Raw genomic sequence first — 15,685 nt, forward strand, 5'->3', positions numbered from 1 at the left:
GCGCGCCGCTCCTGACACATCCGTTGAGGCATAGAGCAGTGAACGAATCTGCGCCAGGGGCCCGACCCCCCAAGTCCGGGCAGCGCTGGCCCGAGGGCTGGACGAAGCTCCACGTCTACCTCACCGACCTCGACGAGGTCAAAACCGTCGCCGACTCCTACCGGCCGGTCATCGAGCAGGTCGTCGACGAGGTGACCGTGCCCCATCAGTGGCTCCACGCCACGATCGCCTCGATCGAGTGCGACGCCGCCGACATCGGGCTCGAGACCCGCCACCGGCTCGTCGAGCGGCTCCGCGAGCGCGTCGGGCGCCAGGAGGCCTTCGACATCACGGTCGGACCGGCGCTGGCCGCCACCGGCGCGGTCATGCTCGACACCAGTCCCGACGCCGACTTCCAGCGGCTCGTGGCCACCTGCGTCGAAGTCATCGACGAGGTCGTCGAAGGCGGCCACGCCCGCCCCTGCGGCGGACCGGGCCACGTGTCGCTGTCCTACCGCCCCGACTCCGTCGGCGTCGACCCCCGCCGGGGCGCCATCCAGAACCGCCTGCGCGACGTCAGGCCCGGTAGGGCTGAAATCACAGTGAGCGGAGTGGAACTCGTCCGGGTCTTCCAATCCGAGGACGCCTCCACCTACACCTGGGAGACCATCGCCCGAATCCCTTTGGGGTAGAACAGCTCTCGCGTTTCACCGAATATCAACCCGAGGTGAACTCTCGATCTGTTGACGCTTCGGACGCTTTTCTGACACTATTTCGTCACCGAGCCGTGGCCTACTGTTGAACATGTGTCAATGTCCGGCCACGTGGACCTCGAGCGTGGCCGATGACGATCCCGCTTTCCCACAGTGCCGATTGGAGTCTCCGGTCAGCCGGAGCGGCAGCTTGCCGTGAGTCAGGAGGTGTCGATGTTCGCAGATTACGAGCGCCGTATCGCAACCCGAACGAGCCGTTCGGCTTCCCCGCTGCAAGAAGCGGTGGACCCGACTATGACCCGTCCCGTCGATCCGCCCCCGGTCGGCAGCGACGTCACCGAGCCCTACCGCTTCTTCACCGACCTCGCCTCGAGCCACATGCTCCACGAGCTCCAGATCCGCCCCGCCTACGCGCTCGCGGGCCCCACCCCGCTCGAAGTGTGGCGGCGCAACATGGAGATCGTCTCGGCCCTGCTGACCGCCATCGGCGTCGACTTCTTCGCCGTGCCCGGCTTCAGCCTCACCCGCCCCGTCCTCGGCGTCGCCGAGATCGACCGGCAGCGGGTCATCGCGGCGCTCGCGATGCTGTGCGACACCACCGGCGGGCGACTCTCGGTCCCCGAACCGGCCTACCGCGAGTCCGAGTCGGCCCTCGACAAGCCGGTGTGGCCCCACCGCCCGGACATGGGCGACGTCCCGATCGTCCGCGCCGACTGGCTGTGGACCGAACCCACCCGCAGCCTCGTCTTCGGCGCCGACCACGGCTGCGACGTCGAGTTCTGGGCCGACACCGGCGACGGCCGCCTGCTCGCGCCCCGCCACAACCGCGTCGGCCCCCTCGTCCGCCGCGACGGCCCGCCCGTCGCCGCCCCCGAGCGGCTGTTCACCGCGCTCGCGAACGGCCGGGCGGACGTCGTCACGCGGCCCGAGTTCACCGTGCCCGGACCGGACCACATCGACTTCCCGATCGACGTCGTCTACACCTGGGTCGACGGCGCCGACCACGTCTGGCGCCGCCGCCGCGCCGAGGCCGAGCAGTCCCCGTACCACGCCGAGTCGAACAACGAGGCGCGCTACATCGACCGCGAGGAGCTGCGGTACTCGCTGCGCTCGCTGCACCTGAACGCGCCGTGGGTGCGCGACGTCTACCTGGTGACCGACCGCCAGCGCCCGCACTGGCTCGACGCCGAGGCCCCCGGCCTGATCGTCGTCGACCACCGGGAGCTGTTCGACGACCCCGAATGCCTGCCCACCTTCAACTCGCACGCGATCGAGACGCAGCTGCACCGCATCGAGGGCCTCTCGGAGCACTTCCTGTACTTCAACGACGACATGTTCGTCGGCCGCCCGATCGCGCCGCGGATGTTCTTCGAACCGAACGGGCTCGCCCGCTTCTTCCCGGCCGAGACGTTCATCGGCTTCGACCCGGTCGGCCCACTGGACTCGCCCCCGAACGCGGCGTTCAAGAACGACCGGGCTCTGGTCGAGCGGGCCTTCGGGCGCACGATCTCCAGGATGATGAAGCACGTGCCGTACCCGATGCGGCGCAGCGTGCTGGCCGAGGTCGAGAAGGAGTTCCACGAGGCCCACGTCCGGACCGCGGGCAGCGCGTTCAGGAACGTCTCGGACGTCTCGACGGTGACCTTGCAGCACTACTACGCGTACCTGACCGGCCGGGCGGTGACCGGGACGGCCCGCGACTCCTATCTGGAACTCGGCAGGCCCGACCTCGCCGAGCGCCTGGCCGAGCTGCTGGAGCGCCGCGACCGCGAGACGTTCTGCGTCAACGACGCCGGGCTCGCACCCGAGCTGGCCGACGAGCGCTCGGCGATGCTGCGGGCCTTCCTGGAGGCCTACTTCCCGGTGCCCTCGCCGTTCGAGCGGCCGATGGCGATCTGACCGAACGCGACGGCCCCGGTCCGGGAGCGGATGGACCGGGGCCGTCGCGTATGCGGGACACCCTGCGATGGCGACCTCGCCGCGGGGCTCACTTCAGGCCGCGGCGCTCCAGCAGCGGCTCGATCTCGGCGTCGCGCCCGCGGAAGCGCCGGTAGGACTCCATCGGGTCGATCGAGCCGCCCTTGCTGAGCAGGAACTCGCGGAAGTGGTCGCCGTTCTCGCGCGTCAGCCCGCCGTGCTCCTTGAACCACTCCACAGTGTCGGCGTCGAGGATCTCCGACCAGATGTAGGAGTAGTACCCGGCCGAGTACCCGCCCGCGAAGATGTGCGCGAAGTAGCCCGAGCGGTAGCGCGAGGCGATCTCCGCCATCGCGATCCCGGCGTCTTCGAGGGCCCTCCGCTCGAAGGCCTCCACGGCCGCGGCGGCGTCGCCGCCGGCCTCCGGCACGTCCTCGGGCGCGAGCCGGTGCCACGCCTGGTCGAGGATCGCGGCCGCCAGGTACTCGGTCGAGGAGAAGCCCTCGCCGAACCGCCCCGACGCCTCCCACTGCTCCAGCAGCTCCTCGGGGGCGGCCTCGCCGGTGACGTGGTGGCGCGCGTAGTTCGCCACGACCTCCGGCCACAGGATCCACATCTCGTTGACCTGCGAGGGGTACTCGACGAAGTCGCGCGGCGTCGAGGTCATCGACGTCTTCGGATAGCGGCAGGCCGACAGCAGCCCGTGCAGGGCGTGCCCGAACTCGTGGAACATCGTCCGCGCGTTGTCGACGCTGATCAGCGCCGGCTCGCCCTCGGAGGGCTTCACGATGTTGAGGTTGTTGACCACCACCGGCCGCTCGCCGGTCAGCTCCGACTGGACGACCAGCGCGTTCATCCACGCGCCGCCCTTCTTGGAGTCGCGCGTGAAGAAGTCGGCCAGGAACAGCCCCAGCGGCTCCCCGCCCGAGTCGAAGACCTCGAAGACCCGGACCTCGGGGTGGTAGCCGACGAGGTCGTCCCGCTCGGTGAAGCTCAGCCCGAACTCCCGCTCGGCGGCCCAGAAGACGCCGTCGAACAGGACCCGGTCGAGCTCGAGGTACGGACGGAGCGCGTCGGCGTCGAAGCCGTACTTGGCCCGGCGGACCTTCGCGGCGTAATGGGACCAGTCCCAGGCGGCGAGCGCGAAGCCGCCGCCCTCGGCGTCGACGACCTCCTGGAGCTCGGCGGCCTCGGCGCGGGCGTTGCGCACCGACGCGGCGGCCAGCCCGGCGAGGCGCTCGGCGATGACCCCGGCGTCGCCGGCGGTCTGGTCGGCGGCGATGTAGTCGGCGTGGTGCTCGAAGCCGAGCAGCCGGGCCTTCTCGGCGCGCAGGCGCACCATCGCGAGCAGCGTGTCGGCGTTCGCGGCGCCGCGGGACGTCGAGGCCCGCCACACGCGCTCGCGCAGGCCGCGGTCGTTCAGCTGCTCGAGCAGCGGGTGATTGCTGTACAGCTGCTGGGTGATCAGGTAGCCGTCGAGTCCGCGGTCGGCCGCCGCCGCTTCGGCGGCCTTGACGGACGCCTCGCCCAGCCCGTCGAGTTCGGCGAGGTCGGTGACGTGGACGGCCGCGTCGTTGATGTCGGCCAGCACCTGCTGGTTGAACTTCGCCGACAGCTCGGCCAGCTCGGTGTTGATCCGCGACAGGCGCGCCTTGCCGTCCTCGTCGAGCGCGGCGCCGCCGCGGACGAACTCGGAGTGGTAGCGCTCGAGGAGCCGCTCGTCCTGCTCGTCGAGGCCGAGCTCCTCACGGCGCCGCCACAGCGCGTCGACGCGGGCGAACAGCGCGGCGTCGAGGAGGATCCTGTCGCCGTGCTCGGCGAGCCGGGGGCTGATCTCGGTCTCGATGGCCTGGAGCTCTGCGTCCGTGTCCGAGGAGTTCTTGTTGAAGAACACTCTGCTGACGCGGGCGAGGACGCCTCCGCAGGCCCGTTCGAGGGCCACGATGGTGTTCTCGAAGCTCGGCTCCTCGTCCTGAGCGGCGATGGCCGCGACGGCGGCGAGCTCCTCTTCCATGCCCGCCTCGAAGGCGTCCCGGTAGTGCCGGGCGTCGACGGCCTCGAAGCGGGGGAGACGGTAGGGCAGGTCGGAGACGGTCAGAAACGGGTTGTCGGTCACGGAGTTCCCTCTCGACGAAGCGTGCCAGGGCCTGGCGGTGGCCGAATCCTATTCCCGCCGCTGGCCGCCCGGCAAGTTCATTGCCGGAACGCCCCGCGCCGATCGGATTCGGCACCGACAACGTCACCCCGTGCTGCCGTGCCGCATTACTATCGAGGCCATGTCTGATTCGAGCCCGCTGTTCGTGGCCAGTGACGTCCATGGCCACTACGACGCGCTCGTCGAGGCGCTGCGCGAGCGCGGGCTGGTCGGCGAGGAAGCCGAATGGACCGGCGGCGACGCTCGGCTGTGGATTCTCGGCGACCTGTTCGACCGCGGCCAGGAGGGCGTGAAGGTGGTGCGGCTGCTGCGGCGGCTCGCCGAGGAGGCCGCCGACGAGGGCGGGTCCGCCGACACCCTCATCGGCAATCACGAGGTCCTCCTGCTGGGCTCCAAGGAGTTCGGCGCCGGCCGCTTCACCGACGTCGACGGCCAGGAGCGGCAGTTCCTGCACTGGTGGGTCCTCAACGGCGGCTTCGAAGACGATCTGGGGAAACTGAGCGACGACGAGGTCGAGTGGCTGCGGACGCGCCGGGTGATCCACCTGGCCGACCGCTCGCTGCTGATGCACTCCGACACCGAGTCCTACCTGGGGTACGGGCGCAGCGAGGAGGCGGTGAACACGGCGGCGCGGGCAGTGCTCTCCTCGGACGAGCCCGAGGAGTGGTGGCAGCTGTTCCGGGAGCTGACGCGCCGCCACGAGTTCATGGGCCAGGACGGCCCGGCACGGGTGCGCGGGCTGCTCCGCTCCTTCGGCGGCGAGGAGCTCGTCCACGGCCACTCGACGATCCCCGACACCACCGAGCTGAGGCCGAGCGAGGTGACCGAGGCGCGCCGCTACTGCGACGGAATGGTGCTCAATGTGGACGGCGGAGTCTACCAAGGCGGCCCGTGCCTGGTGGTCCGATTGAACTTATTCCCGTGGCGCCGCCGCACCCATTCGCTTCGCCGAGGCGATTGTCCGCACAGGACCGTCCAGCGGCCATTGGCGCGCTTTTCCGGAGCCGCCCGAGCTCCCCGCTCGGCGGCCACCGGGCCCCATCGCCGAGCGTGGAGCGGGCGGGCCGGCGCAAGTCCCGGCGGTACGGTCAGGGCGCCCGCCGCAGGCGCGCGACGGCGGCGCCGAGGCCCGCGGTCGCCCATCCGGCGAGCGTCGAGAAGGCGAGCAGGCGGCCCAGGCCCGCAACCGCTCCCGCCGCCACGGCCGCGCCCGCGAGGGGCGCGCGGAGGCCGCGGCGCCGGGGCGCACTCGCGGTCCGCGGTTCCGTCGCGTCGGCGGTCCGCACGTCCCGCTGGGCGGGCACGCGGGGCGGTGCCGAGCGTCGCGGGCTCGACTCATGGCCGGCTCGCGAGCGTCGCCCAGGCGGCTCCTCCGCCTCGTCGGGAAGCGGTTGCGGGGCGCCGGAACCGCGCTGCCGCGGCGGTCGAACTCCTTTGTGTCGCATATCCGACACAACGAGTCAGTGCCCTGAAGAGGCACGTTGCATGTGCAGTTTTCCCGCCTTCGGGGGTCGCAAACACGCCATACCGGCATATAGAACTCCAGCTCAGAGGGCAAGAGGGAAATACTGTGAGGGACCTCGAGCCGAGCGTCACAACGCCCGCTCATGGCCGTTGTGCTGAAGGCGAAAAGCATGTAGACACATAGTTGGCCGGAGACGGACCGAAGCGGCGCATGCGGGTGCGCTCGAAGGCTTTCGACCGCTTCGGGAGACGGCCCCGGCAGAGGGCGGCGGCCGCGGCCGTCTGGCCGCGGAAGCGGCCGCCGCCGCCGACGCACGAGGAACCGAGCGACCAACTGAACAACGAATTCCCGATGAATTGCGTTTAACTCCTATAAGGACGGTGGGGTCTGATGGAGTCCGAAACACAGCCCATGGGGCGGCGAGTGGCGTACTGGCGCCAACGCCGCGGCATGTCGCAACAAGTATTCGCCGATCGAATCGGCAAGTCCAAGAGCTGGGTCGACAAGATCGAGCGAGGCGTCAGACGCCTCGACAAGTACTCGGTCATCACCGAGCTCGCCGAAGCCCTCAGCATCGACGCCGGCCAACTCCTCGGCCGCGAACCGAAACGCCGACCGGGCCTCGGCGGCTGCCTCGACCAAGTGGAGGTCGAGTCCATCCGCCAGTCCCTCGAACGATATGAACGACTCGGGCGCTTCCTCGAAGCCGCCCCGATCGAACCGACACCGATACCCGAACTCCGCGGCGCCGTCACCTACGCGTGGCTCGCCTTCGAGAAGGGCCACTACCCGGTCGTCGCCCGCTCGCTCATCCAGCTCCTGCGCGACACTCCCGTCGCCGAGGAGAACCCGATCGGCGGGACCAGCGCCGACGCCGCCGAGCTGCTGACCCAGGTCTACCAGATCGCCTCGACGGTGCTGCGCAAGCTCGGCGAGGCCCAACTCGCCTGGCTCGCCGCCGACCGCGCCATCAGCGCCGCCCAGCGCGGCAACGACCCGCTCCTGGCGGGCATCGCCACCACCAGGGTCGCCAACGCCCTCCGGGCGCTCGGCCGCTACCAGGCCGCGCTCGACCTGAACGTGCAGGTCGCCCACGGGCTCATCAGCGGCACCGGCGGCGAGTCCGCGGGCCCGGAGGCCATCAGCGTCTACGGAGCGCTCCTGCTCCAGGGCGCCATGGCCGCCGCCCTCGCGGGCGAGAGCGCGACCTGCTCGGACCTGCTCGACAGCGCCGACCGCGCCGCCGCCATCCTCGGCCGCGACGCCAACCACTACTACACCTCGTTCGGCCCGACGAACGTCCTGCTGCACCGCGCCGCCGCGCTCGTCGAGCTCGGCGAGGGCGCCGACGCCCTCGCCGTCCACGACGGCATCGACCGCGCCGCCCTCGGCGACCTCGTCGCCGAGCGGCGGGCGCACCACTACCTCGACATGGCGCGGGCCTGCATCCAGGTCGGCGACATCGAGCGGGCCGGCAGGGCCCTGACCGCCGCGGAGCGCACCGCCCCGGCCGAGATCCGCTGCCGCCCGATCGCCGTCGAGCTCATGGACCAGATCCTGCACCGCGCCAAGGGACAGCCGACACCCGAAGTGCGGCGCCTGGCCGAACAGATGGGAGCTCTGAACTGAGGGTGCGCCCGGAGCCAGGCTGCTCGGCTCCGGGCACACCCGTCCCGTCCCCCGGCGGCGGCCAATAGACTCGACGGCATGCCGACGCTGAGCGAAGTGACCGCCGCACTGGACCGGATCTACCCGCGGCACTGGGCTGAAGACTGGGACCGCGTCGGCGTGGTCTGCGGCAGGCCCGACATCACCGTGCGGCGCGTCCTGTGCGTCGTCGACGTCGTCCCCGAGACCGTCATCGAAGCCAACGAACGCGACTGCGACCTCATCGTGGCGCACCACCCCCTGCTGCTGCGCGGCGTCTCCAGCCTCGACCCCGCCGCCGACTACAAGGGCGACCTCGTCCACACCCTCATCGAGCAGAACATCGGCCTCTACGTCGCGCACACCAACGCCGACGTCGCCGCCCCCGGTGTCTCCGACGCGCTGGCCGAGCGGCTCGGCCTGACCGGCCTGCGCCCGCTGCGCCCGCTCGAAGGGCCCGAGCACGAGGGCTCCGGCAGAGGCATCGGCCGCATCGGCGACCTCCCCGAGACCACCTTCGCCTCGCTCCTGGAACACGCCGCGAAGGTCCTGCCGCCCACCGCCTGGGGCGTGCGCGGCGCGGGCGACCCCGAGCGGACCGTGCGCTCCGTGGCCGTGTGCGGCGGCGCGGGCGACTCCCACCTCGCGGACGCGGTCGCCGCCGGAGCCGACGTCTTCCTCACCGCCGACCTCAGGCACCATCCCGTCAGCGAGCACCTCGCCCGCGGCGGCCCCGCCCTCATCGACGCCGCCCACTGGGCGACCGAGCGGCCCTGGCTCGATACTGTTGCGGGACAACTGTCGGATCTCGTGGACGACGCAGTCGTCTCCGACATCGACACCGATCCGTGGACGATCCATCAGAATTCCGGGGTGAACCGAGTTGAAAGCTGACCTGTTCGATCAGCGCCGACTGCTCGACCTGCAAGCCGTCGACACCACCCTCACCCAGCTGGAACAGCGGCGCCGAAAACTCGACGCCGACACGACGCTCGCCGACGCCCGGCGGCGCCTCCAGGCCCTGACCGACCGCGCCGCGTCCCTCACCGCCGACATCGCCGACCTCGACCGCGACATCAAGCGGATCGAGCAGGAGGTCGAGCTGGTGACCAAGCGCGCCGCCGCCGACCGCGACCGCATGGCCTCCGGCGCCGCCAGCGCCAAGGAGCTCGAAGGGCTCCAGAGCGAACTCGAATCGCTCGCGCGCCGCCAAGGCACCCTCGAGGACGACGAGCTCGAGTTCATGGAGCGCCGCGAAGGGCTCGAAGCCGAGCTCGAGGCCTCCCGCGCCCAGACCGTCGAGGCCCAGAACGCCCTCGACGACGCCGAGTCCGCCCGGGAGCGGGCACTCGCCGGGATCGACGCCGAGACCGCCGAGGCCGAATCCGACCGCACCGCCCTGACCGTCTCGATCCCCGACCGGCTCGTCGAGCTCTACGAGCGCATCCACGCCAAACAGCCGATCGCCGCCGCCGAACTGGTCGGGCGGCGCTGCGGCTCGTGCCGCATCGAGAAGTCGCCGGCCGACATGATCCCCATCCGCGAGGCCCCCATCGACGAGGTCCTGCGCTGCGAGGAGTGCGGCTGCGTCCTCATCCGCACCGAACTGCCCTCGTCCGGCTCGACCCCCGACGCCTCCGAAGAAGAGCTGAAGAAGTACACCTGAGCCTTGTACGGCGAGGGGGCGGACCGAACGGTCCGCCCCCTCGCCGCATGCCTTGAGCGGCGTCAGTCCTCGCCGAGCCGGCTGCTGAACTGCGCCCAGCGCTCGACCAAGGTCGTCGCCGCGCCCTCGTCGACCGCCTTCGCGGCCTTCTTCAGGCCCGCTTCGAGCATCGCCCGCCTGCGGGCCACGTCGTGCAGGTCAGCGCCTTCGATCAGCGCCTCCCGCGAGGCCAGGGCGGCGGCGGCGTTGACCAGGACCGCGTCCCTGACGGGCCCGGCCTTCCCGGCGAACACGTCCCTCGCCACCTTCGTGTTGTATTCGATGTCGCCGCCCCGCAGCGCCTCGGAATCAGCCTTGACCAGGCCGAACTCCTCGATGTCGATCGTGCCCTCGGAGACGCGGCCGCCCGAGACGATCCACTCGGTGGTCGTCGACATCGTCGAGATCTCGTCCAGGCCGTCGTCGCCGCGAACGACGAACAGCGAGGCGCCGCGCTGGGCGAACACCTCGGCCATCAGCGGCGCCATGCGCGGGTCGGCGCAGCCGATCAGGCCCGATTTGGGCTGGCCCGGATTCGTCAGCGGGCCGAGCACGTTGAACACCGTCGGGATGCCCAAGGCGGACCGCACGGGCCCGGCGTGGCGCATCCCGGGGTGGAAGGTGCGGGCGAAGCAGAAGCCGATGCCCACCTCGCGGACCGAGGCCTCGACGCGCTCGGCCTCGGCCTCCAGGTCCACGCCCAGCGCCTCGAGCAGGTCGGCCGAGCCGACACTGGAGGAGGCCGAGCGGTTGCCGTGCTTGATCACCGGCACGCCCGCCGCGGCCACGATGATCGCCGCCATGGTGGAGATGTTGACGCTGTTCGAACCGTCGCCGCCGGTGCCGACGATGTCGACGGCCACGCCCAGGTCCGAGACGTCGATGCGGGTGGTCTCGGCCAGCATGCGGCCGGCGATCGCGGCGATCTCCTCGGCCGTCTCGCCCTTCGTGCGCAGCAGCACCGCGAACGCCGCCAACTGGGCCGGATCGGCCTTGCCGGCCATGATCTGCGCCATCGCCCAGTCGGCGCTGGCCTCGTCGAGGTGGTCGCCGCCGGACAGGCGCGCGAGGACGTCAGGCCAGGTCGTGTCAGTCATGAAGACTCCAAGAGCTCATGCTCGGCCAACAGGGGTTCACCGAGGTCGAAAGCGGGGCTCAGGCGGCGCGCTGCTCGGGCAGTGCCGCTGAGCGGCGGTTGACCAGCAAGTCTACTACCGTCTGTCCGGTCGTGACGGGATTGAGCGGGTGGGTCAGGACGGCGTCGGCCCGCGACCAGGCGGCGAGCCAGCGGTCGGCGGCGCGGGCCACCACCACCGCGAGGGTCGGCGGCTCGTCGAATTCGTCGCGGAGCTGGCGGGCGATGCCGAGTCCGCCGGCGGGCTGCGCCTCGCCGTCGAGCAGGACCAGGTCGATCTCGTAGCGGTCGATCAGGGCCACCGCGTCGTCGTAGTCGCCGGACACGGCGTACTCGATCTTGACGCCTTCGACGGGCTCGTCCCCGATGGCAGAGCGCATCTGCTCGATCACGGAGGGTTCATGGCTGTAGAGCAGCACTGCGTACTCGGTCGTTGAGGTACTCACGCCTCGCATATTAAACCGGCCACACTGAAATGGGAAGACCGGCGCGGCCACTTCCGCTCCCCAATCCGCCTACAGTGGCCAAACCGGTGGTGACCTGCGGACTCTATGGGAAGATCGCCGAAGCCTACCGTCGGCCGACACGCGCGAAAAACACACCCCATGCACGGCTGGCGAGTGCCGAGCCGTAATAATGTGCCCGTGACTGCCGCCGAAGCAACAATCGACCCCAGCCGAATCCACTCACTGACAAGGCCCAATGTCGTCAGTGTCGGCACCATCGTGTGGTTGAGCAGCGAACTGATGTTCTTTGCCGGCCTGTTCGCGATGTACTTCTCCATCCGCGCCGCCGCTCCGGAACTGTGGGCCGAAGCGACCCCGCACCTGGAGATCCCCTACGCGCTGGTGTTCACCGTGATCCTGGTGGCCTCTTCGATCACCTGCCAGCTCGGCGTCTTCGCCGCCGAGCGGGGCAATGTCTACAAACTGCGCAAGTGGTTCACGATCACCTTCATCATGGGGCTCGTCTTCATGCTCGGCCAGGTCAACGAGTACCGCAACCTCGTCGCCGAAGGGCACACCATCGCCAGCGACGGCTACTGGACGATGTTCTACCTGACCACCGGCTTCCACGGCCTGCACGTGACCGGCGGCCTCGTCGCGTTCGTCATCTTCCTCATCCGCACGACGATGGGACGATTCACTCCCGCTCAGGCCACCGCCTCCATCGTGGTGTCCTACTACTGGCACTTCGTCGACGTGGTGTGGATCGCGCTGTTCGCGATGATCTACTTCCTCCAGTAACGAGGCGGGCCGAAGGCGACCACCGTCTCCTCCGGCCGAAACACAGTCAAGCCGCGGCCCCGCGCCGCGGCCGATATCCGAGAAGGCGACGGCCGTCCCCCGGAGACGGCCGCCCGACCGGACGAGGACGCACAGCCCCCGCCGGTCTGAGAGCTAGATAAAGGTGAGGCAACAACCGTGGCTGCATCAGCGAAACGCCGCCGAGGCTGGCGCAAGCGCCTCGGCGCGCTGGCCAGGTTCACCGGCGCGTTGGTCATCGTCGGCGGGCTCTACTCGGTGTTCTCACCGAGTCTCTACGCCCAGGAACCCGACGACACCGCCAACGCCGTCGATTCGGAGGTCGTCAAAGGCCAAGAGCTCTACGACACCAGCTGCATCAGCTGCCACGGCGACAACGGTGAGGGCATCGACGGCCGCGGCCCGAGCCTCATCGGCGTCGGCTCGGCGTCGGTGGAGTTCCAGGTGAACACCGGCCGCATGCCGCTGGCCGCCCAGGGCGCCCAGGCGCCGGCCGGCCAGCCCTCCTTCACCGAGGAGGAGGCCGAGTGGCTCGGCGCCTACGTCGAGTACCTCGGCGGCGGCTCCTCCGTGCCCGACGACCTGGCCGCGATGGTCGAGGACGCCGACTCGGCCGCGGGCGGCGACCTGTACCGCGTCAACTGCTCCTCCTGCCACGGCTACGCCGGCGGCGGCGGCGCCCTCTCATCGGGCGCGCACGCCCCCTCCCTCGACGGCGTCACCGACGAGGAGCTCTACCAGGCGATGCTCACCGGCCCGCAGAACATGCCGGTCTTCGCCGACAACCAGCTCACCCCCGAGGAGAAGGCCGACCTCATCGCCTACGTCCAGTACATCGTCAACGATGACAAGGACCCGGGCGGCGTCTTCTCCCTCGGACGCTTCGGCCCATCGACCGAAGGACTCGCCATCTTCCTGGTCGGCATCACCTCACTGCTGCTGGCCACGCTCTGGATTGCAGGTAAATCGTGAGTGCCCACAACGATGACCGCCAGCCCGACGACGAGGTCGACCTGAGCGACCCGAAGCTCTCGCGCTTCGACGTCTACCGTGAGGGTCTGCGCCGCGACGGCATCGAGATCATCCACTACGAGCCGCGCTACGCCAAGCCCGGGACGAAGGTCGAGAAGCGCATGGAGCGCATCGTCGCCTCGATGTTCCTCGGCTCCGGCCTGTTCGCGACGCTGTTCGTGGCCGCCTACATCTTCTGGCCCTGGGAGTACGAGGGCGCCGCCACCTGGCGCGACCCGCAGACCTGGTACACGCCGATCCTCGGCATCACCCTCGGTCTGTCGCTGCTCCTGATCGCCCTCGCCGTCCTGACCTGGGCCAAGAAGCTGCTGCCCGTCGAGGAGCTCGTCCAGGACCGCCACGACGGCGGCTCCGCCAAGGACGACCGCCGCGTCGCCGAGTCGACCGTCGACACGGTCGTGGACGACATGGGCCTCAAGCGCCGCCCGTTCCTGGTCAAGGCCGCCCTGCTCGGTGCCGCCCCGCTCGGCCTCGCCGCGATCGCGCCGCTCGGCGGGCTCATCAAGGACCCCGCTGACATGCTCACCGTCACCGGGTGGAACGCCGAGAAGCACAACAACGGCGAGCCCGTCCGCGTGATGCTGAAGGACGGCGCGCTCGTGCGCCCGGACATGGTCGCGACCGGCGGCCAGATCACGGTCTTCCCGGCCATCGAGGGCGGCGCCAGCAACGAGCACGCCCTGGCGCCGGTGCTGCTCATCCGCCTGCGCGCACAGGACGCGGAGGCACTCCGCGCGAACCTGTATCCTATGTACCAGGACGCCGAGGCCATGTGGGGCGACTTCGTCGCTTACTCCAAGATCTGCACGCACGTCGGCTGCCCGGCCAGCCTCTACGAGCAGCAGAGCCAGCGCTTGCTGTGCCCCTGCCACCAGTCGCAGTTCAACGTGATCGACAATGCGGCCCCCATCTTCGGACCGGCGACGCGGCACCTGCCGATGCTGCCGCTCGGCGTCGACGAGGAGGGCGTCTTCTACGCCAAGTCGGACTTCCTGGTACCCCCAGGACCGGCGTTCTGGAACCGCCCGTCCCTCCCAGAGGAGGATGAACAGTGAAGCGCCGCAAAGGTACAAGCGAAAGCCTGATGACCAAGGCGGGCGGAGAGCTCGACGACCGCTTCAAGCTCGCCGGACCGGCCCGGGTCCTCATGAACAAGGTCTTCCCCGACCACTGGTCCTTCCTGCTGGGCGAGATCGCCCTGTTCTCGTTCATCCTGCTGCTGCTGACCGGCACCTTCCTGGCGCTGTTCTTCGAGCCGTCCATGACCCACGTGGTCTACGAAGGCTCGTACGTGCCGCTCCAGGGCGTGGGCATGTCGGCGGCATACGAGTCGACCCTGAACCTCTCCTTCGAGGTCCGCGGCGGGCTCGTCATGCGGCAGATGCACCACTGGTCGTCGCTGCTGTTCATGGCGGCGATCCTCGTCCACATGCTGCGGATCTTCTTCACCGGTGCGTTCCGCGCGCCGCGCGAGCTCAACTGGGTCATCGGCATCGTGATGTTCTGGATCGGCTTCTTCAACGGCTTCACCGGCTACTCGCTGCCCGACGACGGCCTGTCCGGCACCGGCCTGCGCATCGCCGAGGGCATGACCGAGTCGGTCCCGTTCATCGGGCCGTGGGCGTCCGCCGCGCTGTTCGGCGGCGCCTTCCCCGGCGACTCGGTCATCTCGCTGTTCTACATCCTCCACGTGTTCGTGCTGCCGCTCGCCCTGCTCGCGCTCATCACCGTCCACGTCGGGCTGGTGTTCGTGCAGAAGCACACCCAGTGGCCCGGACCGGGGCGCACCGAGCACAACGTGGTCGGCTTCCGCATGTTCCCGAACTACATCATGAAGCAGGTCGGCTTCATGCTGCTGATCTGGGGCGTGATCGCGGCGATGGGCGGCCTGTTCCAGATCAACCCGGTCTGGCTGTTCGGGCCGTACGAGGCGTCGGTGGTGTCGTCGGGTTCCCAGCCCGACTTCTACGTCATGTTCCTCGACGGCCTCATCCGGCTCTTCCCGGCCTGGGAGTTCCGCGTGCCGCCGTACTTCACGCTGCCCGCCGTGTTCTGGCCGGGCGTCGTGGGCATGGGCCTGTCGGTGCTGCTGCCGCTGGCCTACCCGCTGCTGGAGCGCCGCTTCGTCAAGGACCGCGCGCACCACAACCTGCTCCAGCGCCCGCGCGACGTGCCCGGCCGCACCGGTCTCGGCGTCATGGTGGTGGTCTTCTGGCTCATCGCCGTCATCACCGGCGGCAACGACGTGTTCGCCGAGACCTTCCACATCAGCCTGAACGCGATGACCTGGGCCGGACGCATCGGGATCGTCGTCCTGCCGATCATCGCGTACTACCTGACCTACCGGATCTGCCTGGGCCTTCAGCAGCACGACCGCGAGGTTCTGGCGCACGGCCTGGAGACCGGCATCCTCATGCGCGACCCGGAGGGCCGCTTCTACGAGGTGCACCAGCCGCTGGCCGAGCCCGACGAGCACGGCCACACCGAGCTGGAGTACTCCGGCGCGGTGGTGCCGAAGAAGATGAACCGGATCGGGGCCCTGGAGCCGACCGACAGGGGCTTCTTCAAGTCCATCGAAGAACCGGACCCGAACGGCTCCGGCAACGGCTCTCGCGCCGTCGGCGGCGAACGCCGCGACGAGATCGAGGCCGGCAAGAAGCACTAGCCGAGAC

Annotated in this window: 13 protein-coding genes; 10 read left to right on the top strand and 3 right to left on the bottom strand. The window is 69.9% G+C overall.

Annotated elements, in window-relative coordinates; all coding sequences use genetic code 11:
* The first annotated feature begins 38 nt into the window (after positions 1-38).
* Both YWW_RS0126510 and YWW_RS33340 read left to right on the top strand, forming a co-directional pair.
* Positions 39-671 (top strand): heme oxygenase-like domain-containing protein, encoded by a 633-nt coding sequence (locus YWW_RS0126510; RefSeq protein WP_026932439.1) that lies wholly within the window; start codon positions 39-41, stop codon positions 669-671.
* Between the two features lie 315 nt (positions 672-986).
* Positions 987-2,591 (top strand): stealth family protein, encoded by a 1,605-nt coding sequence (locus YWW_RS33340; RefSeq protein WP_051326360.1) that lies wholly within the window; start codon positions 987-989, stop codon positions 2,589-2,591.
* Between the two features lie 88 nt (positions 2,592-2,679).
* Here the strand turns inward: YWW_RS33340 and YWW_RS0126520 are convergent, their stop codons facing one another.
* Positions 2,680-4,725 carry a M3 family metallopeptidase gene (locus tag YWW_RS0126520; RefSeq protein WP_026932440.1) on the bottom strand — a complete coding sequence of 682 codons (2,046 nt, stop codon included), beginning with the start codon at positions 4,723-4,725 and terminating at the stop codon, positions 2,680-2,682.
* Between the two features lie 160 nt (positions 4,726-4,885).
* On the opposite strand from YWW_RS0126520, the gene YWW_RS34620 reads away from it, so the two are divergent.
* From YWW_RS34620 to YWW_RS33350, 4 genes are all read left to right on the top strand, one after another.
* Complete coding sequence (locus YWW_RS34620) at positions 4,886-6,412, top strand: metallophosphoesterase (protein ID WP_051326361.1); 1,527 nt, start codon at positions 4,886-4,888, stop codon at positions 6,410-6,412.
* Between the two features lie 207 nt (positions 6,413-6,619).
* Positions 6,620-7,858, top strand: coding sequence for a helix-turn-helix domain-containing protein (locus YWW_RS0126535; RefSeq protein WP_035705143.1), 1,239 nt, complete (start codon positions 6,620-6,622; stop codon positions 7,856-7,858).
* Positions 7,859-7,936: 78 nt separating this feature from the next.
* Entirely contained in the window at positions 7,937-8,770 is an 834-nt protein-coding gene (locus YWW_RS0126540; RefSeq protein ID WP_026932442.1) for a Nif3-like dinuclear metal center hexameric protein, read from the top strand.
* Positions 8,760-9,542, top strand: a complete 783-nt coding sequence (locus YWW_RS33350) for a zinc ribbon domain-containing protein (protein ID WP_051326362.1) — start codon at positions 8,760-8,762, stop codon at positions 9,540-9,542. Before YWW_RS0126540 ends, YWW_RS33350 begins: the two co-directional genes overlap by 11 nt.
* A gap of 62 nt (positions 9,543-9,604) precedes the next feature.
* Here the strand turns inward: YWW_RS33350 and trpD are convergent, their stop codons facing one another.
* Both trpD and YWW_RS0126555 read right to left on the bottom strand, forming a co-directional pair.
* Complete coding sequence (trpD, locus tag YWW_RS0126550) at positions 9,605-10,678, bottom strand: anthranilate phosphoribosyltransferase (protein ID WP_026932443.1); 1,074 nt, start codon at positions 10,676-10,678, stop codon at positions 9,605-9,607.
* A gap of 58 nt (positions 10,679-10,736) precedes the next feature.
* Positions 10,737-11,096, bottom strand: coding sequence for a response regulator (locus YWW_RS0126555; RefSeq protein ID WP_342673599.1), 360 nt, complete (start codon positions 11,094-11,096; stop codon positions 10,737-10,739).
* Between the two features lie 264 nt (positions 11,097-11,360).
* Here YWW_RS0126555 and ctaE point away from each other — a divergent pair, with 264 nt between their 5' ends.
* The 4 genes from ctaE (at position 11,361) to qcrB (ending at position 15,678) form a co-directional block, all read left to right on the top strand.
* A complete protein-coding gene (gene ctaE, locus YWW_RS0126560) occupies positions 11,361-11,963 on the top strand; it encodes an aa3-type cytochrome oxidase subunit III (RefSeq protein ID WP_026932445.1) in 603 nt (200 codons plus the stop codon).
* 177 nt (positions 11,964-12,140) lie between these two features.
* A complete protein-coding gene (gene qcrC, locus YWW_RS0126565) occupies positions 12,141-12,953 on the top strand; it encodes a cytochrome bc1 complex diheme cytochrome c subunit (protein WP_026932446.1) in 813 nt (270 codons plus the stop codon).
* The gene (qcrA, locus tag YWW_RS0126570) at positions 12,950-14,068 is read left to right on the top strand and encodes a cytochrome bc1 complex Rieske iron-sulfur subunit (protein ID WP_026932447.1); all 1,119 of its coding nucleotides are present in this window, start codon (positions 12,950-12,952) and stop codon (positions 14,066-14,068) included. The genes qcrC and qcrA overlap by 4 nt, the downstream gene beginning before the upstream one ends.
* Positions 14,065-15,678, top strand: a complete 1,614-nt coding sequence (gene qcrB / locus YWW_RS0126575) for a cytochrome bc1 complex cytochrome b subunit (RefSeq protein ID WP_026932448.1) — start codon at positions 14,065-14,067, stop codon at positions 15,676-15,678. Before qcrA ends, qcrB begins: the two co-directional genes overlap by 4 nt.
* The last annotated feature ends 7 nt before the right edge of the window (positions 15,679-15,685 follow it).

Origin of the sequence: Glycomyces tenuis DSM 44171, assembly GCF_000427885.1 — a bacterium.
GTDB lineage: Bacteria > Actinomycetota > Actinomycetes > Mycobacteriales > Micromonosporaceae > Glycomyces > Glycomyces tenuis.